The sequence below is a fragment of the Domibacillus mangrovi genome (genome assembly GCF_001906925.1).
Classification (GTDB): domain Bacteria; phylum Bacillota; class Bacilli; order Bacillales; family Domibacillaceae; genus Domibacillus; species Domibacillus mangrovi.
This window is the reverse complement of the sequence record NZ_MRWQ01000005.1, coordinates 195443-219741: the sequence shown is the minus strand read 5'-3', so window position 1 is coordinate 219741 and position 24299 is coordinate 195443. Positions and strand designations below refer to the sequence as shown.

The 24299-nt window shown below is 42.6% G+C and carries 26 protein-coding genes; 25 read left to right on the top strand and 1 reads right to left on the bottom strand.

What is annotated here, in order from left to right:
• Positions 1–4 precede the first annotated feature (4 nt).
• The 4 genes from pknB to spoVM all read left to right on the top strand — a co-directional run bounded on the left by pknB (position 5) and on the right by spoVM (position 3651).
• A complete protein-coding gene (gene pknB / locus BLL40_RS06235; protein ID WP_073711052.1) occupies positions 5–1939 on the top strand; it encodes a Stk1 family PASTA domain-containing Ser/Thr kinase in 1935 nt (644 codons plus the stop codon).
• 11 nt (positions 1940–1950) lie between these two features.
• Complete coding sequence (gene rsgA, locus BLL40_RS06230) at positions 1951–2826, top strand: ribosome small subunit-dependent GTPase A (protein WP_073711051.1); 876 nt, start codon at positions 1951–1953, stop codon at positions 2824–2826.
• Positions 2827–2905: 79 nt separating this feature from the next.
• On the top strand, positions 2906–3571 hold the full coding sequence (locus BLL40_RS06225; RefSeq protein WP_073711050.1) for a thiamine diphosphokinase: 666 nt from the start codon (positions 2906–2908) through the stop codon (positions 3569–3571).
• Positions 3568–3651 (top strand): stage V sporulation protein SpoVM, encoded by an 84-nt coding sequence (gene spoVM / locus BLL40_RS18195; RefSeq protein WP_034285583.1) that lies wholly within the window; start codon positions 3568–3570, stop codon positions 3649–3651. Before BLL40_RS06225 ends, spoVM begins: the two co-directional genes overlap by 4 nt.
• A gap of 56 nt (positions 3652–3707) precedes the next feature.
• Here spoVM and rpmB read toward each other — a convergent pair whose 3' ends face one another.
• On the bottom strand, positions 3708–3896 hold the full coding sequence (rpmB, locus tag BLL40_RS06215) for a 50S ribosomal protein L28 (protein ID WP_073711049.1): 189 nt from the start codon (positions 3894–3896) through the stop codon (positions 3708–3710).
• A 224-nt stretch (positions 3897–4120) separates the two neighbouring features.
• Between rpmB and BLL40_RS06210 the strand changes: the two genes are divergently transcribed.
• The 21 genes from BLL40_RS06210 (at position 4121) to BLL40_RS06110 (ending at position 24234) form a co-directional block, all read left to right on the top strand.
• Entirely contained in the window at positions 4121–4483 is a 363-nt protein-coding gene (locus BLL40_RS06210) for an Asp23/Gls24 family envelope stress response protein (protein ID WP_073711048.1), read from the top strand.
• A 17-nt stretch (positions 4484–4500) separates the two neighbouring features.
• Entirely contained in the window at positions 4501–6165 is a 1665-nt protein-coding gene (locus tag BLL40_RS06205; protein ID WP_073711047.1) for a DAK2 domain-containing protein, read from the top strand.
• Between the two features lie 57 nt (positions 6166–6222).
• Positions 6223–8280 carry an ATP-dependent DNA helicase RecG gene (gene recG / locus BLL40_RS06200; RefSeq protein ID WP_083566363.1) on the top strand — a complete coding sequence of 686 codons (2058 nt, stop codon included), beginning with the start codon at positions 6223–6225 and terminating at the stop codon, positions 8278–8280.
• 91 nt (positions 8281–8371) lie between these two features.
• Positions 8372–8962 carry a transcription factor FapR gene (fapR, locus tag BLL40_RS06195; protein WP_073711046.1) on the top strand — a complete coding sequence of 197 codons (591 nt, stop codon included), beginning with the start codon at positions 8372–8374 and terminating at the stop codon, positions 8960–8962.
• The gene (gene plsX, locus BLL40_RS06190) at positions 8946–9947 is read left to right on the top strand and encodes a phosphate acyltransferase PlsX (RefSeq protein ID WP_073711045.1); all 1002 of its coding nucleotides are present in this window, start codon (positions 8946–8948) and stop codon (positions 9945–9947) included. The genes fapR and plsX overlap by 17 nt, the downstream gene beginning before the upstream one ends.
• Positions 9947–10894: an ACP S-malonyltransferase gene (gene fabD / locus BLL40_RS06185; RefSeq protein ID WP_073711044.1), complete on the top strand. Its 948-nt coding sequence runs from the start codon at positions 9947–9949 to the stop codon at positions 10892–10894. Before plsX ends, fabD begins: the two co-directional genes overlap by 1 nt.
• On the top strand, positions 10891–11634 hold the full coding sequence (gene fabG / locus BLL40_RS06180) for a 3-oxoacyl-[acyl-carrier-protein] reductase (RefSeq protein WP_073711043.1): 744 nt from the start codon (positions 10891–10893) through the stop codon (positions 11632–11634). Before fabD ends, fabG begins: the two co-directional genes overlap by 4 nt.
• A 60-nt stretch (positions 11635–11694) precedes the next feature.
• Positions 11695–11928, top strand: a complete 234-nt coding sequence (acpP, locus tag BLL40_RS06175; protein ID WP_018392316.1) for an acyl carrier protein — start codon at positions 11695–11697, stop codon at positions 11926–11928.
• Between the two features lie 118 nt (positions 11929–12046).
• Positions 12047–12784 (top strand): ribonuclease III, encoded by a 738-nt coding sequence (rnc, locus tag BLL40_RS06170; RefSeq protein WP_073711042.1) that lies wholly within the window; start codon positions 12047–12049, stop codon positions 12782–12784.
• Between the two features lie 17 nt (positions 12785–12801).
• Complete coding sequence (gene smc / locus BLL40_RS06165; protein WP_073711041.1) at positions 12802–16362, top strand: chromosome segregation protein SMC; 3561 nt, start codon at positions 12802–12804, stop codon at positions 16360–16362.
• Between the two features lie 21 nt (positions 16363–16383).
• A complete protein-coding gene (gene ftsY / locus BLL40_RS06160) occupies positions 16384–17403 on the top strand; it encodes a signal recognition particle-docking protein FtsY (protein ID WP_073711040.1) in 1020 nt (339 codons plus the stop codon).
• Positions 17404–17505: 102 nt separating this feature from the next.
• The gene (locus tag BLL40_RS06155; RefSeq protein WP_018392320.1) at positions 17506–17820 is read left to right on the top strand and encodes a putative DNA-binding protein; all 315 of its coding nucleotides are present in this window, start codon (positions 17506–17508) and stop codon (positions 17818–17820) included.
• 12 nt (positions 17821–17832) lie between these two features.
• The gene (ffh, locus tag BLL40_RS06150; RefSeq protein ID WP_073711039.1) at positions 17833–19182 is read left to right on the top strand and encodes a signal recognition particle protein; all 1350 of its coding nucleotides are present in this window, start codon (positions 17833–17835) and stop codon (positions 19180–19182) included.
• A 210-nt stretch (positions 19183–19392) separates the two neighbouring features.
• On the top strand, positions 19393–19665 hold the full coding sequence (gene rpsP / locus BLL40_RS06145) for a 30S ribosomal protein S16 (RefSeq protein WP_018392322.1): 273 nt from the start codon (positions 19393–19395) through the stop codon (positions 19663–19665).
• An 82-nt stretch (positions 19666–19747) separates the two neighbouring features.
• Complete coding sequence (locus BLL40_RS06140; RefSeq protein WP_073711038.1) at positions 19748–20137, top strand: YlqD family protein; 390 nt, start codon at positions 19748–19750, stop codon at positions 20135–20137.
• A 5-nt stretch (positions 20138–20142) separates the two neighbouring features.
• Positions 20143–20661, top strand: a complete 519-nt coding sequence (gene rimM / locus BLL40_RS06135) for a ribosome maturation factor RimM (protein ID WP_073711037.1) — start codon at positions 20143–20145, stop codon at positions 20659–20661.
• Entirely contained in the window at positions 20658–21398 is a 741-nt protein-coding gene (gene trmD / locus BLL40_RS06130; RefSeq protein ID WP_073711036.1) for a tRNA (guanosine(37)-N1)-methyltransferase TrmD, read from the top strand. Before rimM ends, trmD begins: the two co-directional genes overlap by 4 nt.
• A gap of 127 nt (positions 21399–21525) precedes the next feature.
• Positions 21526–21873: a 50S ribosomal protein L19 gene (gene rplS, locus BLL40_RS06125; protein WP_018392326.1), complete on the top strand. Its 348-nt coding sequence runs from the start codon at positions 21526–21528 to the stop codon at positions 21871–21873.
• Between the two features lie 98 nt (positions 21874–21971).
• Entirely contained in the window at positions 21972–22511 is a 540-nt protein-coding gene (gene lepB, locus BLL40_RS06120; RefSeq protein ID WP_073711035.1) for a signal peptidase I, read from the top strand.
• A gap of 31 nt (positions 22512–22542) precedes the next feature.
• Positions 22543–23397: a ribosome biogenesis GTPase YlqF gene (ylqF, locus tag BLL40_RS06115; RefSeq protein WP_073711034.1), complete on the top strand. Its 855-nt coding sequence runs from the start codon at positions 22543–22545 to the stop codon at positions 23395–23397.
• 69 nt (positions 23398–23466) lie between these two features.
• Positions 23467–24234: a ribonuclease HII gene (locus tag BLL40_RS06110; RefSeq protein ID WP_083566359.1), complete on the top strand. Its 768-nt coding sequence runs from the start codon at positions 23467–23469 to the stop codon at positions 24232–24234.
• Positions 24235–24299: the final 65 nt, after the last annotated feature.

Below are 24299 nucleotides of genomic sequence, written 5' to 3'. Positions count from 1 at the left end.
CGGAATGTTAATTGGAAAACGCTTAAGTGGCCGTTATAAAATTGAACGGATGATTGGCGGCGGTGGTATGGCTCATGTCTATCTTGCCCGCGATATCATATTAGAACGCAATGTGGCGATTAAAGTGCTTCGTTTTGATTTTGCAGGAGAAGATGAGTTTTTGCGCCGGTTTCAACGAGAAGCTCAAGCTGCATCGAGTCTTATCCACCCGAATATTGTTAGTATTTACGATGTCGGAGAAGAAGACAATGTCAATTTTATTGTGATGGAATATGTAGATGGCATGACAGTAAAAGAATACATTCAGCAATATTCACCTCTTCCATATGAAAAAGTAATCGATATTATGAAACAGATGACGGCAGCGGTAGCATTCGCACATCAGCACTCGATTATTCATAGGGATGTAAAACCACATAATATGTTAATTGATCACGATGGCACGGTGAAAATGACTGATTTCGGTATTGCGATGGCGATGAGTGCAACGTCGATTACACAGACGAACACGGTTCTTGGCTCTGTTCATTACATTTCCCCGGAGCAGGCAAGGGGTGGAATGGCAACAAAAAAGTCAGACATATACGCTCTTGGTATTGTGATGTACGAGTTGTTAACAGGGAGGCTTCCTTTTTCAGGGGAGTCAGCTGTTTCCATTGCTTTAAAGCATTTGCAATCTGAGACACCGTCTGTAAAGCAATTATACCCAACGATTCCACAAAGTATTGAAAATATCGTGCTTCATGCGACAGCGAAAGATCCATTTCACCGATATGCGAATACAGAAGAAATGGAAGTAGACCTGTCCACTGCATTGGAAGACTATCGCCTTCATGAAGAGAAATTTACTATACCAGATGAAGATGATGAAGAGACGAAATCAATTCCGATTATTGTATCAAAGCCTCTAGAACGAATAATGGCTACACCAGTGCCGGAAGAAAAGACGGAGAAACCAAACCTAAAGAAAAAACGCAAAAAGTGGCCATGGTTTCTTGCCGTAATCTTGTTAATCACGATAGCTGCAGTGATTATCTGGCCGGCTATAACAGCGCCGAAAGAAATTGAAGTACCTGATACAACAGAGGACAAACTGGATGCCGCGGCATCTAAACTTGTCACAGCAGGGCTCGTTGTCGGAGAATCATATGAAGAATTTAATGCGCATATTGCAGAAGGAAAAGTGATTTATACGGATCCTGGGGCCGGTGAGACTGTGAAAGAAAATAGCACGGTGAACTTGTATGTGTCTGCCGGCAAAGAGCAAGTAGAAATGACAGATTACGTAGGAAAGACATTGGAAGAAACACGCGAATTGTTGGAAGAAGCGAGATTTCGAAATGTGGATGTAGAAATGATTCATGATGAAAGTGAAGCAGGAACCGTGATGGAACAAAATCCTGAAGCTGGTGAAAAAGTTATTCCGGAAGAAGTAGATGTAGAATTAACTGTAAGCGCGGGTCTTGCCAATGTTATCCTTATTGATTTGACAGACTACAACAAAAAAAGTCTTGAAGATTATGCGGACTCTGCTGGTATTATTATCGATATTGCGGGAGAAGACTATTCAGATACAGTCGATGCAGGACAGGTTCTGACGCAAATACCAGAGGCAGGCAATGAAATTGCACCAGGCAGCACGGTCAAAGTCACTTTATCAAAAGGACCGGAAAAAATTCCACCCAAGCTGATTAGAAAAGACATTGTAATTCCTTATGAGCCGGAAACAGAAGGTGAAACGCAAGAAGTACAGATCTATATTGAAGATATCGACCATAGTATGACGGAACCGTATGAGAAGTTTTTAATTACTGAAGATACAGAGCGGACGCTTGAATTTGTCATTGAAAAGGAATCAAAAGCGGGATATAAAGTCATACGTGACCAAATTGTGATAATGGATGAATCGATTCTATTCCCGGAAGAAGAAAATGAATAAGGTGGTGCTTCATGCCAGAAGGCAAAATTATTAAAGCGTTGAGTGGATTTTACTATGTTCTAAACGAAGAAAAAATTATTCAATGCCGGGGGCGTGGGATATTCAGGAAACAGAATATCACGCCGCTCGTCGGTGATTATGTAGAATATGAAGCGGAAAATGATAAAGAAGGATATGTTTTATCGATTGAAGAGCGTAAAAATGAACTTACCCGTCCGCCTATCGCGAATCTTGATCAGGCGGTGCTCGTTTTTTCAGCCATGGAGCCTTCGTTTAGCACAACACTTTTAGATCGTTTTCTCGTGTTAATTGAATCAAAAGATATTGAACCGATTATTTGTATTACGAAAACGGATTTACTAAATAAAGTAGATGAATTGGCACACTATGTGTCAAATTATCGGAATATTGGTTACACCGTGATCGAGACATCATCTGAAACGTTCAATGGCCTGGAAGCACTCGGTGATTATTTAAAAGGAAAAACGTCTGTTTTTGCCGGGCAGTCGGGTGTCGGTAAATCATCTTTGTTGAATGCGATTCGTCCGGATCTGCGTTTGAAAACAGATGAAATATCTAATTCCCTCGGCCGAGGCAAGCATACGACTCGTCACGTGGAACTCATTCCAGCAGCAGGTGGATTAGTCGCTGATACACCGGGATTCAGTTCGCTTGATTTTGAAGGAATTGAAGTAGAAGAGTTGTCATCTTGCTTTCCAGAAATGGCGGAAAGGAGCAACGCATGTAAATTCCGAGGTTGCATTCATGTGAATGAGCCGAAATGTGCGATCAAAAAAGCAGTAGAGGATGGAGACATTCCAACGCACCGTTATGATCATTATTTGCAATTTATCGAGGAAATTAAAGAGAGAAAGCCGAGGTATTAGTTGTGATGATCAAAACTATCTACAATAAAGAAAATCTGGGATCTGCGATTAAAAACATTTGCTCAGCGGCGGAAAACGCATGATTATCAGTATTGTAGCCGGCGGGCCAGAGCAGGAACTGCCAGATTTGCGGTTATTAGATATAGGAGACACTGTATGGATTGGAGTGGACCGCGGAGCGCTTTATTTACTGAACCGTGGAATCATACCGATGAAAGCACTCGGTGATTTCGATTCAGTCTCTGATAAAGAAAGACAAAAAATCATCAATGCTGTTCCTGACCATGTCCAGTATCCTGCTGAAAAAGATGAAACGGATTTGGAAATTGCATTAACGTATGCCATTAGTAAGAAGCCAGATGCAATCCATTTATATGGTGTGACGGGTGGCCGGCTTGATCACTTTTTCGGTGCTGTGACGCTTCTTATGAAAGATGAAGTAATGAACGAGGGAATAGCTGTTTCGATTATTGATCGGTACAACCACATTGCATTATATAAACCAGGGCGGATAGAAGTAGAGGCGGCAGAAAACGATCATTATTATTATTCGTTTTTTGCGATGAACGAAAAAGTGGAAGAATTGACACTCGAAGGTTTTAAATACCCGCTTGTCAGTCATTTGCTAAAAAGCGGTTCATCCAGGTGTGTGAGCAATGAAATAATCGGAAAAAAAGCGGTCTTTTCATTCCAATCAGGCATATTAATGGTTATAAGAAGTAGTGACGGGGGGATGAACCGTTGAAATTTTATACATTAAAGCTGCCCAAATTTGTAGGTGGAATGATTCGAATGGTCTTATCTGCAGGGAAAAAGAACAAATAAAAAGCACCTGTGCATGGTGTATGAACTGTGCACAGGTGCTTTTTTATTATGAAAAATTAAACACGTTCAACTTTTCCAGATTTAAGCGCACGAGCGGAAACCCATACACGTTTCGGTTTACCGTCTACGAGGATGCGAACTTTTTGCAGGTTAGCTCCCCATATACGTTTGCTTGAATTCATCGCGTGTGAACGATTGTTTCCAGTGCGTGCTTTACGGCCAGAGATTACACATTGTTTTGGCATTTTATTCACTCCTTACTGTTCAGGATTCATATAGTCTATTTTATATTTGCAAGACACTTAAATAATTTATCATAATAACATAACGAATGCAACTACTTAAACAAAGTCTTTCAAGAAAGAAACCTTGACAGTGAAAAAGTCGGCCTATCTTGTTTAGTAAGTTGTGAACATATATATAAGTATAGTAAAATGACAATAGTTCGATTCGCAAGGAGGGACTTTTCGTGACGATTGAATTAAAAACAGAACTTGGACACATTGATATTTCAAATGAAGTCATTGGGATGATTGCCGGTGGTGCAGCAGTGGATTGCTATGGAATTGTCGGAATGGCCTCGAAAAAGCAGTTGAAAGATGGCATTACTGAAATTTTGCGCCGTGAAAACTTTACGCGTGGTGTCATTGTTCGCCAAGAAGAGGATCAAGTGTTTATCGATATGTATATTATCGTCAGCTATGGAACGAAAATTTCAGAAGTAGCAAGCAATGTTCAATCAAAAGTTAAATATACACTTAATAAAACAGTTGGCCTTTCGGTTGATTCTGTTAATATTTTTGTACAGGGTGTACGGGTAACAAGCCCTTAGTATAAGGAGGAAACTTCGTGGTGATTAATTCATTGGACGGGGCCAGGCTGGCTAAGATGGTACAAGCTGGTGCACAGCATCTATCAGCGAATGCTGCAATGGTCGATGCGCTGAACGTTTTCCCGGTTCCGGACGGAGATACAGGAACAAATATGAATTTGTCTATGACGTCTGGAGCAAAAGAAACGGAACAAAACAAACAAATGCACTTTGGCAAAACAGCGGAAGCGCTCGCAAAAGGGCTTTTAATGGGGGCGCGTGGAAACTCGGGTGTGATTTTATCGCAACTGTTCCGCGGGTTTTCAAAAGCGATTGCGGGTAAACAGGAAGTAACAGCTATTGAATTGGCTGCTGCTTTTGAAGCTGGTGTGCAGACAGCGTATAAAGCGGTCATGAAACCGGTTGAAGGAACAATTTTAACCGTTGCTAAAGATGCGGCGAAAAAAGCAGTAGCGACTGCGCAGACTGAAACAAATGTTGTCGCTGTTGTCAAAGCGCTTGTGGAAGAGGGACAGGCTTCATTGAATCGGACGCCTGATCTTTTGCCTGTATTAAAAGAAGTCGGTGTTGTCGACAGCGGCGGTCAGGGACTTCTGCTTGTATACGAAGGATTCCTAGCTGAATTAAAAGGAGAAGCACTTCCGGCGGCTCTCTCGACGCGTCAAGACTTGATAGACATTGTCAGTGCTGAACATCATAAAAGCGTTCAAAGTTTTATGAATACAAAAGACATTGAATTTGGCTATTGCACGGAATTTATGGTGAAATTTGATGCTGAAAGACTAGCAAAACATCCATTTTCAGAAGAAGGGTTCCGTGATGAATTAAGTGAATATGGAGACTCATTGTTAGTCATTTCAGATGATGAAATGGCGAAAGTGCACATTCATGCGGAACATCCAGGTGATGTACTGACAATTGGACAAAAATATGGCAGTTTGATCAATATGAAAATTGAAAATATGCGTGAACAGCATAGTGCTATTATAGAGGGCTCCATTAAAGAACCAAAACAAACAGAAAAAGCCCGTTATGGCGTCGTTACTGTCGCAATGGGCGCAGGTATTGCGGAACTGTTTAAAAGCATCGGTGCTACATTTGTCATTGAAGGTGGACAAACGATGAACCCCTCCACAGAAGATATTGTAAAAGCCATTCATGATTCTCATGCGGATCACGTCATCGTATTACCAAATAATAAAAACATTATTATGGCAGCGGAACAGGCAGCAGAAGTATCTGAAGCAAGTGTTATCGTTATACCGACAAAAACGGTTCCGCAAGGTCTTGCAGCACTGATTGCCTTTAATCCGGATGGAGACGAACAGACGAATAAAAAGACAATGACAAGTGCTGCCGGCGATGTGAAGACAGGGCAGATCACATATGCCGTTCGTGATACGAGCCTCGACGGTATTGACATTAAGAAAAACGACTTTATGGGCCTTGCAGAAGGAAAAATCACGGTAACAAATCAAAATAAAATGACAGTTGTGACTGAACTTCTTGAGACGCTTCTCGACGATGAATCAGAAATTGTGACCGTCATTTATGGACAGGATGCAACGGAGACAGAAGTCGAGCAAGTTGTATCTTATATTCAAGAAAAATTTCCTGATACGGAAGTCGAAGTCCATAATGGACAGCAGCCGCTTTATACGTTTATTTTTTCCATTGAATAACAGGAGGAGAGGGAGACATCTCTCTCTTTTTCTTATTTTTAGAAAGGAGGGAACGATGTGAATACAGCTGAATCACCGCTGCAATTGCCGGTCAGCGTCTTGAACGGAGCCGGAAAAGAAACGGAAATGTCACTAGCAGGTATTGGTATATTAACGGTCGGTGACTTAATGGAATTCGTGCCAGCACGGTATGATGATATGCGTTTAAAAAACCCGTCCGAAGCTGCACATGACGAGAAAGTGACAATTGAAGGAACAATTCAAACAGAGCCGTCTGTCATGTACTATGGAAAAAAGAAATCAAGACTTACATTTAAGATGCTTTCCGGTCCGCATGTAATTAACGTGACGTTTTTTAATCAGCCATATTTAAAGAAGAAAGCGGGCATAGGTGATACGGTAACGGTGACGGGAAAATGGGATCGTCATCGTCTGGCGTTGTCTGGTCAAGTACTAGAAGCAGGACAGTACAGACGTGAGATGGATTTTGAAGCAGTTTATTTGTTAAGAAATGCCATTTCCCTTAAATTATTTCGTAAGCTTGTTTTACAGGCCATTGATTTATATGGCTCATATATTGAAGAAACATTGCCGGAAAATATTTTGCGAAAATATCGGCTTATGGATCGGAAAGAGGCAATCAGGGCACTTCATTTCCCAGAATCACAGGAAGAAATGAAACAAGCCCGGCGTCGTTTTGTTTATGAAGAATTTTTTCGTTTTCAGCTGAAAATGCAGGCACTCCGCAAAGTAATCCGTGAGCAATCGGGTGGGGTGGTGCAAAAATATGATCTCGTTAAATTAAAAAAATTAATCGATTCATTGCCATTTGAACTGACGAATGCGCAGAAAAAAGCGGTGAATGAAATTTGTGCAGATATGAAATCACGTTATCGAATGAACCGGCTTTTGCAAGGTGATGTGGGAAGTGGTAAAACAGCTGTGGCGACATTGGCACTATACGCTTCTGTCACAGCTGGTTATCAGGGAGCACTTATGGTCCCAACAGAAATTTTAGCCGAGCAGCATGCAAAATCGCTTCATGATATGCTTGAACCGTTCGGTGTTCATACTGCTCTTTTAACGGGAACAGTTAAAGGAAAAAAAAGGAGACTGCTTCTTGAGACGCTTGCTGCGGGGGAGATCGATATTTTAATTGGAACGCATGCGCTCATTCAGGATGACGTTCTATTTCACAACTTAGGTCTGGTTATCACGGATGAACAGCATCGCTTCGGTGTCAATCAACGCCGCATTTTACGGGGGAAAGGGAAGAATCCAGATGTGTTGTTTATGACAGCCACACCGATTCCAAGAACACTTGCGATTACTGTATTTGGTGAAATGGACGTATCGATTATTAACGAAATGCCGGCAGGACGAAAAGTGATCGAGACTTATTGGGCGAAAGAAGAAATGCTTGGCCGTGTACTTGATTTTACCGAAAAAGAATTACGAAAAGGGAGACAGGCCTATGTTATCTGTCCGCTCATTGAAGAATCAGAAAAGCTTGATTTTCAAAATGCACTTGATGTACATGCACAATTGAGCAGTTATTTTCATGGGAAATTTACAGTGGGTCTTATGCATGGCCGTTTGTCGGGTGATGAAAAAGAGGCGGTCATGAAATCATTTAGTGCCAATGAATTGAACGTTCTTGTATCAACCACGGTCGTTGAAGTCGGTGTAAATGTACCCAATGCGACGGTGATGATTATATATGATGCGGAACGATTTGGTTTGTCGCAGCTTCATCAGCTGCGAGGACGTGTTGGACGCGGGTCTGAGCAATCGTACTGTATGCTTATTGCGGACCCGAAATCGGAAACAGGGAAAGAGCGGATGACAGCCATGACGGAAACAAATGATGGATTTGTCCTCAGTGAAAAAGATTTAGAGTTGCGTGGACCAGGCGATTTTTTCGGCCGAAAGCAAAGTGGATTGCCTGAATTCAAAATGGCCGATATGGTTCATGACTATCGGGTGCTTGAGACGGCACGGGAAGATGCACAGACATTCATTGACTCTCCATCATTTTGGACAGATGAGGAATATCATCTTTTACGGACTATATTAACAGAATCAGGCGTACTGTCTAATGAAAAGCTTGACTGAGAATGCAAGATTATCCTTGCATTCTTTTTTTGTTGTCTCTATACTAATTTTAGTACCTAGTCCTAATATCGGATGGATGGTGGCGAATAAAATGAGAAGAACAAAAAAAGAGCGGCAGGAACATCTTCAGGAAACGATTCAGGCTAATCCTTTTGTGACAGATGAAGAGTTGGCGGGACAATTTCATGTCAGCGTCCAAACGATCCGACTTGATCGGATGGAGCTATCGATTCCTGAATTACGTGAACGAATAAAATATGTAGCAGAACGAAACATGGATGATGAAGTGAGGTCTCTTCCGATTGAAGAAGTAATCGGTGATATTATTGATATTGAACTGGATAAAAGTGCGATTTCGATTTTTGACGTAAAAAAAGAACATGTATTTAGACGAAATGGTATTGCGCGCGGCCACCACTTATTTGCTCAGGCAAATTCCCTCGCTGTTGCCGTCATAAATGATGAAATGGCGCTGACAAGAAAAGCGGATATCCAGTTTACACGTTCAGTAAGAGAAGGCGAGCGTATTGTGGCGAAAGCGAAAGTGATCCGCACAGAAAAATTGCAAACAATAGTAAAAGTATCAAGTTTTGTCGGCAGCGAACTTGTTTTTCGCGGAGAATTCTCTATGTTCCGTGCGCAGTTACCAGATAAGGAGGGCCAAGATGAAATTGGCAATTGATGCAATGGGCGGCGACAATGCACCGGAGCAAATTATACTTGGAGTGAATCGGGCATTGAAGCAAATACCAGAACTCGAATTACTCGTGTTCGGAGACGAACAGAAAATACGTACATATTTAGACGTGAACAGTCGGGTGGAGGTTATTCATGCTCCGGATGTTATTCTAGGTACTGATGAGCCAGTTCGGGCTGTTCGCAGGAAGAAAGAGTCATCGCTCGTAATGATGGCATCAGCGATCGCAAATAATGAAGCTTCGGCATGTGTATCTGCTGGTAATACAGGAGCGTTAATGGCTGCAGGGCTTTTTATCGTCAGCCGTATAGATGGTATTGAACGTCCGGCACTTGCCCCAACGTTGCCGACGATTGACGGGAGAGGATTCGTCCTGCTTGATGCGGGTGCTAATTCGGATGCAAAACGAGAGCATTTGCTTCAATATGCTATTATGGGCTCTGTGTATGCAGAAAAAGTGCGAGGCATTGACAATCCGCGCGTAGGCTTGCTGAATATCGGTACAGAAGAGAAAAAAGGGAACGATTTGACGAAAGCCGCTTTTACACTTTTAAGTGAAGCAAATGATCTTAACTTTATCGGCAACATCGAATCACGTGATTTGCTCAACGGAGTGGCTGATGTTGTCGTAACAGACGGATTTACAGGCAACATGGTATTAAAAACAATCGAAGGGACAGCGCTGTCTGTTTTCTCGATGTTAAAAACGGCTCTCACCTCTTCAACGAAATCAAAAGTCGGTGCCGTATTGTTAAAAGACGAGCTGCGCAAATTGAAAAATAAAATGGACTATACAGAATATGGCGGTGCCGGCCTTTTTGGTTTAAAAGCATCGGTTATTAAAGCGCACGGTTCATCGGATGCAAATGCATTTTTCCATGCGATTGAACAGGCATATAAAATGGCAAAGTCAAACGTACCAGCAATTATTGAAAAACAAATTTCTAGTGGAAAGGAAGATTCAAAATAATGGGGAAAATTGCTTTTGTTTTTCCAGGACAAGGGTCACAAATGGTTGGAATGGGGAAATCACTTGCGGATCAGCATGAGGACATCCGGACGATGTTCAATCAAGCGGACGAAAAACTTGGATATTCGTTAACGGATATTATGTTTAATGGTCCAGATGAGCAACTAACGTTAACAACAAATGCACAGCCAGCTCTTTTAGCGACGAGTATGGCTGTATTAAAACGTTTTGAAACAGTAGGTGTTACACCGGACTATACAGCAGGTCACAGTCTTGGTGAGTATACTGCTCTAGCAGCAGCTGGTGCTATTACATTTGAAAAAGCGGTTGTTGCTGTCCATCAGCGGGGAAAATTGATGGAAGAAGCGGTACCGGCAGGCCTCGGTGCAATGGCAGCCGTCCTAGGCATGGATCGTGATGCACTAGAAGAAGAGATGATAGAAATCTCAAGAAGCGGTGCAATTGTAGCCGCCGCCAATTATAACTGTCCGGGTCAAATTGTCATTTCCGGATCAAAAGAAGGCGTTGAAAAAGCGTCAGAACGATTAAAAGAAAAGGGAGCTAAGCGGGTTATTCCCCTTAACGTCAGCGGGCCATTCCATTCACCGCTTATGAAACCAGCGGCTGAAAAATTGCGTGTAGTACTTGATGCTGCGAATGTTCAAATGAGCAACGTACCGGTTATGGCGAATGTCGATGCGAAACCTGTGACAGATGCAGAAACGATTAAAGAAAATCTCGTTCGCCAGCTGTATTCGCCTGTTTTATGGGAAGACAGTGTAAATGCCCTATTGAACGAAGGGGTTGATACGTTTATTGAAATTGGTTCAGGTACAGTGCTATCTGGATTAATAAAAAAAGTAAATCGCCGCGTTCGTACGTTTGCGGTGAGTGATGAGGAATCGATTATGAAAACAGCGGCAGCACTGAAGGAGGAAACAAAATGAATCTTGATGGAAAAATAGCACTTGTCACCGGTGCATCACGTGGAATTGGCAAAGCGATTGCGCTTGAACTAGCGAGACTCGGCGCTGATGTAGTGATTAACTATGCAGGCAATGAACAAAAAGCAAAGGACGTTTCAGAAGAAATTAAAGCGATAGGCCGCCGGTCATTCATTATTCAGTGCGATATTTCTGATAGCGATGCTGTTCAGTCAATGGTGAAAGAAACAGTGGATCAATTTGGCCGTCTTGATATTCTTGTCAACAATGCAGGCATCACACGTGATAACTTACTTATGCGTATGAAAGAACAAGAGTGGGATGACGTTATTAATACGAATTTAAAAGGTGTATTCCTTTGTACAAAAGCGGTGACGCGTCAGATGATGAAACAGCGGAGCGGCAGGATTATTAACATATCTTCTGTAGTCGGCCGAATCGGCAATGCGGGTCAAGCAAACTACACAGCGGCCAAAGCGGGAGTGATTGGTTTGACGAAAGCGTCAGCACGTGAACTAGCAGCACGGGGCATTACCGTCAATGCAATTGCACCAGGCTTTATTGCAACAGATATGACTGACGAACTGCCAATTGAAGCAAAAGAACAGTTAATAGGGCAAATCCCGCTTGGTACGCTTGGTGAAGTGGAAGATATCGCGGCTGCGGCTGCATTTTTAGCGAGTAATGGGGCTAAATATATTACGGGTCAGGTCCTTGGTGTCGATGGTGGCATGGCAATGTAAGAAAAGACGTGTTCTAAGACTGCAAATCGACTATAATACATTGAGGGGAGGTGAATCATAGTGGCAGATGTATTAGAACGTGTAACAAAAATTATCGTCGATCGTCTAGGTGTGGAAGAATCACAAGTTAACCTTGATGCGAAATTCAAGGAAGATCTTGGTGCCGATTCTCTTGACGTTGTTGAGCTTGTTATGGAGCTGGAAGACGAATTTGATGTGGAAATTTCCGATGATGACGCGGAAAAAATTACGACGGTAGGCGACGCTGTAACATACATAAACAGCAAAAATTAATCGTCTATTAATGGCAGATCCGCTAGTGCGGGTCTGCTTTTTCAATTGTCTTTGCGCTATGCATTTTTTTCAGATAAACTGTTTTTGTATGCAATTTAACTTTTTCGGAGGAACATCAATGAAGAAAACAAATCGGGAGCAACGTTATTCCGAACGGAAAGATATGGAATTTAAACGATTTCAAGAAACCATGGATATCCGTTTTCAAAACGAATTATTATTAAAACAAGCATTTACCCATTCATCATATGTGAATGAACATCGGAGAAAACCATACGAAGACAATGAGCGGCTCGAATTTCTTGGGGATGCTGTACTAGAACTGACCGTATCGCAATTTTTATATAAAACATATCCGGTCATGTCTGAAGGGGAATTGACGAAATTGCGTGCAGCTGTCGTCTGTGAACCGTCACTTGTCATGTTTGCAAATGAACTTGAATTTGGCAAGCTCATTTTACTTGGCAAAGGAGAGGAAATGACTGGTGGAAGAATGCGTCCAGCTCTTCTAGCCGATGTGTTTGAATCCTTTGTCGGTGCGCTCTATTTAGATCAAGGAATGGAAGCTGTTATTCCTTTTTTAGAACGGGTTATCTATCCTAAAATCAGCGCCGGTGCTTTTTCTCATGTGATGGATTTTAAAAGTCAGCTACAGGAATATGTACAGCGTGAATTAAAAGGGGCACCCACGTACTGCATTTTAGAAGAAAAAGGTCCAGCGCATCATAAAGAATTTGTCACTGAAGTGTCGTTAAATGGAACAGTGCTCGGCCGTGGTGCCGGTCGATCGAAAAAAGAAGCAGAACAGTTTGCAGCACAAATGGCGCTAGATAACATGAAACAACAATCGAATTAAAAGACAGGTGGATAGGCATGATCCTGAAAAAGCTCGATATTGCGGGGTTTAAATCATTTGCTGGAAAAGTGTCGCTCGAATTTATGCTTGGCGTAACTGCAGTAGTTGGTCCAAACGGTTCTGGAAAAAGTAATATTACGGAAGCCATCCGCTGGGTACTTGGTGAACAATCGGCGAAAAGTTTACGCGGAGGGAAAATGGAAGATGTCATTTTTTCTGGCAGTGATTCAAGAAGGAAATTGAACGAAGCAGCTGTGACAATTACGCTCGATAACAAGGATGGTGCGCTACCGCTCGAATACAGTGAAGTAAGCATTATGCGCCGTGTAAATCGGAACGGTGACAGTGAATATTTTATTAATAAGCAAAGCTGTCGTCTGAAAGATATTATAGAATTATTTATGGATTCCGGTCTCGGCCGCGGAGCTTTTTCAATTATTGGACAAGGCCGCGTTGATGAAATTTTGAACAGTCGCCCAGAAGAAAGGCGATCGATTTTTGAAGAAGCAGCCGGAGTGTTGAAATATAAAACGCGTAAAAAACAGGCGGAACAAAAACTTAAGGAAACAGAAGAAAATGTAAGCCGCGTGAACGATATTTTACATGAACTTGAACAACGGGTGGAACCGCTTGAAATGCAGGCGTCTGCAGCGAGAGATTATTTGGAGAAAAAAGCCGAGTTAAAAGAAATTGAGGCGGGGGTATGGGCACATGATATCGCTGAGTCTCATAAGGAATGGGAACGTCAAAAAGAAGAAAAAAAGAGAAATGAACAACAGGCAGATAGATTGTCTGAACAAGTAGAATCTATTGAGGCATTAATGAAAATCGTGGAACAGGATTTGAAGCAGCTTGGTGAACAGGAAGAGGCTGCTCAGCAAAATTTACTTACCATTATTGAATCGCTTGAAAAAATTGAAGGTAAACGCCGGCTTATGGATGAGCGTCTAAAAAATGCCTCATACAATGAAGAACGTTTGGCAAAATCACTTGAAGAAGCAGAGCGAAAACGTGCATCTTTGAAAGCATCGAGAGAAGAAGCAAGTACACTTGCAAAATTAAAGGAGGAAGAACTTGAAAAGCTAAAGCGTGAAGCGGCAGATAAAGAGACACTTTTTCAAGCTTTTTCCGAAAATGCTGAAGAAAAAATCGAATCGTTAAAATCAGAATACATTGATCATTTAAATCATGCAGCGGCAGCGAAAAATGAGCTGCGCGAGATGGATCGGCAGTTCGAGCGGCTTACATTACGATTTATCCGTCTTGGCGGTAGCAATAATCAATACTTGCACGAACGCCAATTACTTGAAGAAGAAAAACAGAAACTTGAACAAGCGCGGATAGAAGCCGAACAGAAACTGAATGAGCATAACGCTTATTATAGAGAAGCAAAAAAAGAACGTGATATCGCAAAAGAAACAATCGAAAAACGGCGTACTGCTCTATATAAAGCGTATCAAATTTTGCAGGAAGCATTGTCACGTCGTGATTTGCTGTCGTCGCTAGAAGACGAATATGCCGGTTTTTATTCTGGTGTAAAAGAAGTATTAAAAGAAAAAAACAATCGGCTGCCTGGCGTCATCGGTGCTGCTGCTGAACTGATCCGAGTCCCGAAAGAATATGAACTAGCGATCGAAACCGCTCTTGGCGGTGCAATGCAGCATATTTTAGTGACAGACGAGCAGTCTGCGCGTGCAGCGATTGCATTTTTGAAAAAAAATAAATACGGAAGAGCGACATTTTTACCGCTTTCGACGGTGAAAGAAAAAACACTTCCGGATCATGTACGGTCATCCATTCGCCAGGAAAAAGGATTTCTCGGTACAGCGAATGAACTTGCTAATTACGATGAGCAATATGCCGGGGCAGCAGGTCATTTGCTTGGACATGTTATTATTGCAGCTTCACTTGAAGAAGCAAACCATATTGCCCGCAAAATAAACCACCGTTACCGTATTGTAACTGTAGACGGTGATGTTGTGAATGCAGGCGGTTCAATGACAGGCGGTTCGGTGAAAAAAACAGGCGTATCGTTAATTGGACGGAAAAATGAACTCGATACATTGAACAGCCGGATCGAAGCGATGGAGGGAAAAACAGCATCTGCTGAACAAGAAGTAAAGTCTTTGCAAATTCGTTCTGTCGAGCAAGATCAACATGTGCAGAAGCTGGAAGAAATGGGTGAAAAGTACCGACAGTCATTGCAGGATGTGAAAAACCAGCTCTTGGAATGGTCATTTAACGAACAGTCCATCAATGACCGTTTAGCCGTATACGATGCAGAAAAAAGGGAGTTTGATGATGAACAAACTTTTCTGCAAAAAAGAAAAAAAGAAGTAGAAGTAACGCTGAAAGAAGAAGAAGAGTCGATTCAATCACTTGATCGTCAAATAGCTTTACTAGAATCAAAGCGGAAGTCAGCCTCTGCTGAGCGTGAAAATCTCGCATCGGAATTGAATATACTTCGTCCGAAAATCGCGGTATTGAGTGAACAGCTTGATTATAAAAAAGAGCAGGAAAACCGTCTTCTTTCAGAATGGACAGATGTAGAAGAAATGTATGGGCACCTTTTAGAAGAGCGTGCGTTTATTCAGAGTGAACAAAGCAACAGCGGCACAACAGGTGTAACACTTGCAAGGCAGTCAGAAGAACGGTCAACTGAGAAAGATCGGACGGTCAAAGAGATTGCCTGTATAAAATCAACTCGTTTGAAAAAAACAGAAGAACTTGAACAAAAAACAAAATCATTAACTGAGTCCCGTCGCTTGTTAAAAGGATTATCTGAAGCGCTGCGCGAGCATGATGTGAAAATTGCCCGTCTTGAAATGGAAATGGACTCGCTTCTGCAAAAACTAAGTGAGTACTATTCGCTTACGTTTGAAGAAGCGCAGCGTGATTATTCACTCAAAAGTCCACTTGATGAAGCGAAACGCCGCATACGATTAATTAAAAAAACGATTGAAGAACTTGGCGATGTAAATATTGGTGCGATTGAAGAATATGAGACGACATTTGCCCGTGTAACTTTTTTACGAGATCAGAAAACAGATCTTGAAGAGGCTAAAGCAACATTGCATGATGTGATGGATGAGATGGATATAGAAATGACGCGGCGTTTTACGGAAACATTTGACGCCATTAAGGCGGAATTTCAGCCAGCTTTTACACAACTATTTGGCGGTGGGCAAGCAGAGCTGAAATTAACGGATCCGAAAGATATTCTTCATTCGGGTGTCGACATCTCGGCCATGCCTCCAGGGAAAAAGCTACAGCATTTAAGCTTGCTTTCGGGCGGCGAACGAGCCCTCACAGCGATTGCGCTGTTATTTGCTATTTTGCGTGTGCGCCCTGTACCATTTTGCATTCTTGATGAAGTAGAAGCGGCGCTCGATGAAGTAAATGTACACCGGTTTAGCCGCTATTTGAAACAGTTCAGTGAAAATACGCAGTTTATCGTTATTACGCACCGGAAGCAGACGATGGAAGAAGCAGATGCACTGTATGGCGTAGCGATGCAGGAGTCGGGCGTGTCAAGTCTCGTATCCGTCCGTCTTGAAGAAGCGGCTGCGTCTATTTAATGTTTGAAAGGAATGAACTAAATGAACTTTTTTAAAAAATTAAAAGAAAAATTTTCTGCTTCAGAGGAACAGGAACAAACAACAGAAAAATATGCGGAAGGCTTAACGAAAACGAGGACTGGGTTTGCAGCGAGAGTCAACAATTTAATCGCCCGTTACCGGAAAATTGATGAAGATTTCTTTGAAGAGTTGGAAGAAATTTTGATCGGAGCCGATGTTGGTTTCGATACAGTGATGGAATTGATTGACGAACTGAAATTGGAAGTGAAGCGACGCAACACGAACGATCCAGCAGCAATTCGCGAAATCATTACTGAAAAATTTGTTGATATTTATTCAGGTGGCAAAGAAGCTGAGTCTGAATTGAACATTCAAGACGGAGAACTGACTGTTATTTTGTTTGTTGGGGTAAACGGTGTCGGCAAAACGACAACGATTGGCAAGCTTGCACATACATTTAAATCAAATGGTAAAAAAGTGATGCTTGCAGCAGGCGATACATTTCGTGCGGGTGCAATCGAACAGTTGGAAGTGTGGGGAGAACGCACCGGTGTTGACGTCATCAAACAGGCGGAAGGTTCGGACCCGGCAGCTGTCATGTATGATGCTGTTCGCGCAGCAAAATCACGCGGTGCAGATATTTTACTTTGTGACACGGCGGGACGTTTGCAAAACAAAGTAAATTTAATGAATGAATTACAAAAGGTAAAGCGGGTCATCGAACGAGAAATTCCTGGCGCTCCACATGAAGTATTGCTTGTCGTGGATGCAACGACTGGTCAAAATGCACTGATTCAAGCGAAAACGTTTAAAGAAGCAACGGATGTATCAGGTATTGTGTTGACGAAGCTAGATGGCACTGCTAAAGGCGGCATTGTACTTGCGATCCGTAAAGAGCTCGGTGTTCCGGTAAAATTCGTTGGACTTGGCGAAAAAATAGATGATTTGCAGCCGTTTAATGCTGAGAAATATGCATATGGATTATTTGCACAGGCATTTGAAGAAAAGGACGAGAAAAACAATGAGGAAGAAAGCGAATAAAAGGAAGTTGTACCTGCTGTTCATCTTTCTTGACAGAAGAGGAAGAAGCAGGTACACTGTTTTGGTGTAAAGGTTTTTCACTTAACGAAGGAGAGGACGGCTATGCTTGAAAAAACGATGCGGATGAATTATCTGTCCGATTTTTATCAGATGCTTCTGACCGACAAGCAGCGTAGCTATATGTCCTTATACTATCTGGATGATTACTCGCTCGGCGAAATCGCTGAAGAGTATGGAGTGAGCCGTCAAGCAGTTTACGACAATATAAAACGCACAGAAGCTATGCTTGAAGAATATGAAGCGAAATTAAAGCTGCTAAATAAATTCCAGCAGCGCAAAGAACTGATCGAGCAGCTAAAGGAATGTGCAGATGCGCATTCCTTGCCGCTCGTTCTAGCGCTTGAGGAACTCGAATAGGGGGACTGTATGATGGCGTTTGAAGGATTGGCCGAACGGCTGCAAGGAACGATGCAGAAAATTCGAGGCAAAGGAAAAGTCTCCGAAGCCGATGTGAAAGAAATGATGCGTGAAGTGCGTCTGGCATTACTCGAGGCGGATGTTAACTTTAAAGTTGTGAAAGAATTTGTTAAAAAAGTAAGTGAACGGTCTGTCGGCCAGGAAGTCATGAAAAGTTTAACACCGGGTCAGCAAGTCATTAAAGTTGTAAAAGAAGAACTGACTGAACTGATGGGCGGGGAAGAAAGCCGAATTGGTACTTCGAAACGGCCGCCGACGGTCATCATGATGGTCGGTTTGCAAGGTGCCGGTAAAACGACGACAACCGGAAAACTGGCTAATTTGCTTCGTAAAAAGTACAATCGGAAGCCGCTTTTAGTCGCGGCGGATGTTTATCGTCCAGCGGCAATTAAACAGCTCGAAACGCTTGGGAAACAGCTGGATATGCCTGTCTTTTCACTAGGTGACCAAGTAAGCCCGGTTGAAATTGCGAAACAGGCGATTCAAAAAGCGAAAGATGAGCATCTTGATTATGTCTTAATCGATACTGCTGGACGTCTTCACATTGATGAAACGCTCATGGATGAATTGAAACAAATTAAAGAGCTTTCTACGCCGGAAGAAATTTTCCTTGTTGTCGATTCAATGACTGGACAAGATGCTGTAAACGTAGCTGAAAGCTTTAATGAACAGTTGGGCATTACGGGCGTCGTGCTGACAAAATTGGATGGCGATACGCGTGGTGGAGCAGCGCTGTCTATTCGTGCTGTCACCGGAAAACCGATTAAATTTATCGGGATGGGTGAAAAGCTCGATGCGCTCGAGTCGTTTCACCCAGAACGTATGGCTTCACGTATTCTCGGGATGGGTGATGTGCTGACGCTCATTGAAAAAGCACAGACGAATGTCGATGAATCGAAAGCGAAAGAGCTCGAGCAAAAAATGCGGACGATGTCGTTCACATTTGACGATTTTCTAGATCAACTCGGGCAGGTGCGCTCTATGGGACCGCTTGATGAAATATTAAAAATGCTACCAGGTGCGAACAAAATGAAAGGCCTCAATAACGTGCAAGTCGATGAAAAACAAATCGGCCGCGTTGAAGCCATTATTCGTTCAATGACAGGTGATGAAAAGCAGCAACCAGAGATTATTAATTCAGGACGCCGTAAACGAATTGCCCGCGGTTCCGGTACATCGATCCAGGAAGTAAACCGTCTTCTTAAGCAATTTGAAGACATGAAAAAAATGATGAAGCAAATGTCCGCCATGCAGCAAAAAGGCAAGAAAAAAGGCGGCATGCCAAAATTACCGTTTATGTAAGAAAAACGAAGCCGGTTGCTCTGGAGTGACGAGCAAAAGAAAGGCTAACGTAATTTTTCAAGGTTCAAAGGGTAAAAAGTGTGGGATCGGGCCGCAACGCCTTCATGATTCATGACCTATGAACCTTGTAAAGAAAAAACACTTTACAACACTTTAACTATTTGGTATTATTCTATCTTGTGTGAAACTATTTCGGAGGTGCTTATTAGCATGGCAGTAAAAATTCGTTTAAAACGTATGGGTTCAAAAAGATCCCCATTCTATCGTATCGTAGTAGCAGACGCTCGTTCACCGCGTGATGGCCGTCAAATCGAAACAATCGGCACGTACAACCCGGTAACGAAACCGGCGGAAGTAAAAATTAACGAAGAACTTGCGCTTAAATGGATGCAAGACGGCGCGAAACCGTCTGACACTGTTCGCAACTTGTTCTCAAACGAAGGCATCATGGAAAAATTCCATAATGCAAAATACAGCAAGTAATTCATTGCGAGACGACAATTCCCCAAAAGAAGGATTCTTTTGGGGAATTGCCATTTTTGTTCCATGAAAAGGAGCGGTGAATGTGCATATTATACAAACAGTATCAGTCGTTCAAGTCGTAACGGATGTATTAAAGAAGGACCGAATGCATGACTATGAAAGTCGGATGCGGCAGCTGGAACGAGAAACCGCACAGCTTCTTTTTGAAAAGAAAAAAGCGGAACGTGCGGGAGCGAAACAGGTGGATGTTGCTGCACGATTTCAACAAGAAATTGACCAGCGCCATGAGAAAATTTCGGTCATTGAATTTCAAATGAGTCAACTTGAAAAGCTGCCGATGGGAACCGAATTGAAGGAACGTGATATTCAATCCGTTGTTGAAGTGAAGGCAGGCGACCGTTTTGATGGAGGAGACGGTGGTACAATTGTTGTAAAAGATGGTGTTATTATTGAAATCCGCAAGCAGAGGTGAATGATATGAGTAAATGGTATAATGTTGGGAAAATCGTCAATACGCATGGATTGCGTGGCGAAGTAAGGGTGCTGTCTCTCACTGATTTTCCAGAAGAACGATATAAAAAAGGCAATACCCTTTCTATTTTTAAAGAAGGCGGCAAAGAGGGGATTCCAGTTACAATTGCTGCACACCGCAAACATAAAACATTTGACTTGCTGACGTTTGAAAATTATACATCAATCCAACTTGTTGAACCGTTTAAAGGCTCAGTTTTAAAAGTGCATGAAGATCAGCTTGGTGATCTCGATGAAGGTGAATTCTATTTTCATGAAATTATCGACTGTGAAGTAAGAACCGTTGGTGGCGACGTTATTGGCCGGGTGAAAGAAGTGCTTACACCGGGCGCAAATGACGTCTGGGTCGTCAGCCGAATCGGTGGGGATGATGCTTATATTCCATATATTGATGACGTCGTGAAGTCTGTTAATATAGATGAGAAAGTCATTATTATTGACCCGATAGACGGGCTGCTGGAATGAAGATCGATGTATTGACACTGTTTCCGGAAATGTTTCAAGGTGTTTTTTCATCCTCCATTATGAAGAAAGCAACGGATAAAGAAAAAGTATCGTTTCGTGCTGTTAATTTCCGTGACTATGCAGACGGGAAGCATAAAGTGGTAGATGATTATCCGTATGGAGGCGGTGCGGGCATGGTATTGAAGCCGCAGCCGTTATTTGATGCGGTAGAGGTGCTGAAAAAAGAAGCGGAAACGGCTCCGCGGATCATTTTAATGTGTCCACAGGGCGAGCGCTATACACAAAAGAAAGCCGAAGAACTTGCAGGGGAAGAACATCTCATTTTTTTGTGCGGCCATTATGAAGGGTATGATGAACGGGTTCGTATCCATCTCGTGACGGATGAGATTTCTATTGGTGACTACGTGTTAACTGGGGGAGAGCTTGGCGCAATGGTTGTTGCAGACAGTGTTGTACGGCTTTTACCCGGTGTACTTGGCAATGATGATTCTGCTGTGCAGGATTCATTTTCTTCAGGGCTGCTTGAACATCCTCATTATACACGTCCCGCAAACTTTAGAGGAATGAAAGTACCGGATATCTTAACATCGGGTAATCATCGTCATATTGACGAATGGCGGCGGGAGCAGTCGTTGAAGCGCACGTGGGAACGCCGTCCAGATCTGTTTGATCACCACCCGTTAACAGAAAAAGAAAAACAACTAATAGATTCATGGCAAGCAAAAAAAACAACTTGATCTATGCAAAATAATATGATAAAATTTCGCGTGTAGTGTGCAAAAGTGCACAACTACATTAAAACGGTGTTCCGCTGCCGCCGATATGCGCGGGTATGAGCATTTGTTAGAAGGAGAGGAAAACAAAATGAACAAATTGATTCAAGAATTAACTCAGGAGCAGCTTCGTTCTGATCTCCCATCTTTCCGTCCGGGAGACACTGTACGCGTACACGTTAAAGTCGTTGAGGGTACACGTGAGCGTATTCAAGTATATGAAGGCGTTGTAATCAAGCGTCGCGGCGGCGGCGTAAGCGAAACATTTACAGTTCGTAAGATTTCTTACGGCGTGGGCGTTGAGCGTGCATTCCCGCTTCATACACCAAAAATCGCAAAAATTGAAGTAATGCGCCGCGGTAAAGTTCGTCGTGCGAAATTGTACTACTTACGCAATCTGCGTGGTAAAGCAGCCCGCATTAAAGAAATCAGATACTAAGTGCATTAAAAGGAGTCTGCCTGCAGGCTCCTTTTTCTTTCAGATTTTGCTGGTTGCATGATATGATAATTTTACTTTGTATGGAGGTGTTATCACGCATGATAGAAGGGAAAAATGAATTTTGGGAATGGACGAAAGCACTGCTCATCGCAGTCGGCATGGCAGCTCTTATTCGATACTTTATATTTGCGCCGATCGTTGTGGACGGTCTATCTATGATGCCGACGCTTGAGAGCGGCGACCGGATGATTGTGAATAAAATGAGCAACCCAGACCGCTTTGATATTGTCGTCTTTCACGCCCCTGAAAATAAAGATTACATCAAACGAGTAATAGGACTTCCAGGTGACACAGTCGAATATAAAGACGATGTTTTATATGTAAACGGTAAAGCATTTGATGAACCGTATTTAAATGAATACAAAAGCGAAGTAACAGATGGTCCCCTTACACCGGATTTTACACTTGCTGAAATAACGGGACAGGAAACAGTACCGGACGGTGAAATATTTGTCCTTGGTGACAACCGTCGCTTTAGTAAAGATGGCCGGCATATCGGGACGGTTAAAATAGATGAAATCGTTGGAGAAACGAAATTTGTTTATTGGCCATTTGATCAGATCCGTATCGTTGATTAAAAGATAAAAGGATAGAAAGGATGGTGTGAATGTGACGATTCAATGGTTTCCAGGTCATATGGCCAAAGCACGGCGGCAAGTAACGGAAAAATTAAAATTAGTGGATATTATTTTTGAACTCGTAGATGCGAGACTCCCATTATCATCACGCAACCCGATGATTGATGAAATTGTCAATCAAAAACCGCGTCTCGTTATTTTAAATAAAGAAGACATGGCTGATCCCGTGATGACGAAAGAATGGATCCGCTATTTCAAAGAACAAGGTATTGAAGCAGTGTCCGTCAATTCACAGGCAGGCAATGGGCTTGATAAAATGGTGAAAGCAGCAGAAGGCATTTTAAAAGAAAAATTTGATCGGATGCGCGCGCGTGGGATAAAACCGCGTGCAATGCGGGCGATGATTGTCGGTATTCCAAATGTCGGGAAATCGACGCTGATTAATCGCATTGCCAAAAAAAATATTGCTAAAACAGGTAATATGCCAGGTGTAACGAAAGCACAGCAGTGGATTAAAACAGCACAGCACCTTGAATTACTAGATACACCAGGTATTTTGTGGCCAAAGTTTGAAGATCCGGAAACAGGCTATAAACTTGCTTTGACTGGTGCGATTAAAGATGCGATTTTAAATCTACAAGATGTAGCGATTTACGGTCTTCGTTATTTGGAAGAACGATATCCAGCACGCCTTGAAGAACGATATGGCTTTGCCGTGTTGCCTGAGGATATGGCATACGTGTTTCATCAAATTGGCGAGCGGCGTGGCAGTCTTGCATCGGGCGGCGAAGTAGACTACGACAAAGTGACGGATATCATGATCCGTGATGTGCGTAGCGGTCAATTTGGCCGGCTAACATTCGATATTCCACCGGAAAAAGCGTGAAGGACTGCCTTCGCGCTTTTTTGTGTAAAAAAAACAGAAACGACCGATAAAAAGAACAGGGAGATGTATATGGAAAAAGAAACGATTGCATTTATTAAAGAACAGTTGTCTGTTATAAGGACAACGGATGACTTTCGTTTGTCCTTCTGGAAAGATGACGAACGAAAAGGGGTGCAGGAAGCTATTACTGCCTGCATACGCCGTCTTGAAAGAGAAAGAAAGGAAGAGGAACGCCTGCATCAAATGATGGCGTATGAACGTGCAAAGAAGGAAAAAGGAGTCCGTATCATCGCAGGCATTGATGAAGCAGGAAGAGGACCACTTGCTGGCCCGGTTGTGGCAGCGGCCTGCATTTTACCAGAAGGTTTTTTACCAGAAGGTATAAATGATTCAAAAAAGTTAAGTGAAAGGGTCCGTGATCATTTGTATGAATTAATTATGGCGAACTGCCAGACAGGCATCGGTATTATTAGTGCAGACGAAATTGATCGAATCAATATATACGAAGCAACTAAAAAAGCGATGATTGAAGCTGTGAAGGCACTACCTGAACCTCCTGACCACCTTTTTGTAGACGCCATGGTGATTCCGGTTGATATTCATCAGACGTCGATTATTAAAGGAGATGCAAAAAGTGCATCGATTGCGGCTGCATCAATTATCGCAAAAGTGACAAGAGACCAGTTGATGAAGGAATATGCACGCCAATATCCTGGTTACGGATTTGAAAAAAACATGGGTTATGGAACAAGAGAGCATTTACTTGGGCTTGAGGAATATGGCATCACACCTCAGCATCGCAAAACGTTTGCACCTGTAAAAGAAATGCTTCGATAAAGTGAATCTTCCATCAGCGGGGGATTAGGCCCACAGGATGTGGGTCATGCAGACGTTGTCACAGG

Excerpts from the sequence above, each read along its gene's own strand:
- trmD (WP_073711036.1), top strand. The coding sequence starts at position 20,658 with ATGAAGATCGATGTATTGACACTGTTTCCGGAAATGTTTCAAGGTGTT.
- rplS (WP_018392326.1), top strand. The coding sequence starts at position 21,526 with ATGAACAAATTGATTCAAGAATTAACTCAGGAGCAGCTTCGTTCTGAT.
- rsgA (WP_073711051.1), top strand. The coding sequence starts at position 1,951 with ATGCCAGAAGGCAAAATTATTAAAGCGTTGAGTGGATTTTACTATGTT.
- BLL40_RS06110 (WP_083566359.1), top strand. The coding sequence starts at position 23,467 with ATGGAAAAAGAAACGATTGCATTTATTAAAGAACAGTTGTCTGTTATA.
- rimM (WP_073711037.1), top strand. The coding sequence starts at position 20,143 with ATGAGTAAATGGTATAATGTTGGGAAAATCGTCAATACGCATGGATTG.
- lepB (WP_073711035.1), top strand. The coding sequence starts at position 21,972 with ATGATAGAAGGGAAAAATGAATTTTGGGAATGGACGAAAGCACTGCTC.
- fabD (WP_073711044.1), top strand. The coding sequence starts at position 9,947 with ATGGGGAAAATTGCTTTTGTTTTTCCAGGACAAGGGTCACAAATGGTT.
- smc (WP_073711041.1), top strand. The coding sequence starts at position 12,802 with ATGATCCTGAAAAAGCTCGATATTGCGGGGTTTAAATCATTTGCTGGA.
- rnc (WP_073711042.1), top strand. The coding sequence starts at position 12,047 with ATGAAGAAAACAAATCGGGAGCAACGTTATTCCGAACGGAAAGATATG.
- BLL40_RS06155 (WP_018392320.1), top strand. The coding sequence starts at position 17,506 with ATGCTTGAAAAAACGATGCGGATGAATTATCTGTCCGATTTTTATCAG.
- ffh (WP_073711039.1), top strand. The coding sequence starts at position 17,833 with ATGGCGTTTGAAGGATTGGCCGAACGGCTGCAAGGAACGATGCAGAAA.
- pknB (WP_073711052.1), top strand. The coding sequence starts at position 5 with ATGTTAATTGGAAAACGCTTAAGTGGCCGTTATAAAATTGAACGGATG.
- BLL40_RS06225 (WP_073711050.1), top strand. The coding sequence starts at position 2,906 with ATGATTATCAGTATTGTAGCCGGCGGGCCAGAGCAGGAACTGCCAGAT.
- fapR (WP_073711046.1), top strand. The coding sequence starts at position 8,372 with ATGAGAAGAACAAAAAAAGAGCGGCAGGAACATCTTCAGGAAACGATT.
- plsX (WP_073711045.1), top strand. The coding sequence starts at position 8,946 with ATGAAATTGGCAATTGATGCAATGGGCGGCGACAATGCACCGGAGCAA.
- rpmB (WP_073711049.1), bottom strand. The coding sequence starts at position 3,896 with ATGCCAAAACAATGTGTAATCTCTGGCCGTAAAGCACGCACTGGAAAC.
- rpsP (WP_018392322.1), top strand. The coding sequence starts at position 19,393 with ATGGCAGTAAAAATTCGTTTAAAACGTATGGGTTCAAAAAGATCCCCA.
- fabG (WP_073711043.1), top strand. The coding sequence starts at position 10,891 with ATGAATCTTGATGGAAAAATAGCACTTGTCACCGGTGCATCACGTGGA.
- ftsY (WP_073711040.1), top strand. The coding sequence starts at position 16,384 with ATGAACTTTTTTAAAAAATTAAAAGAAAAATTTTCTGCTTCAGAGGAA.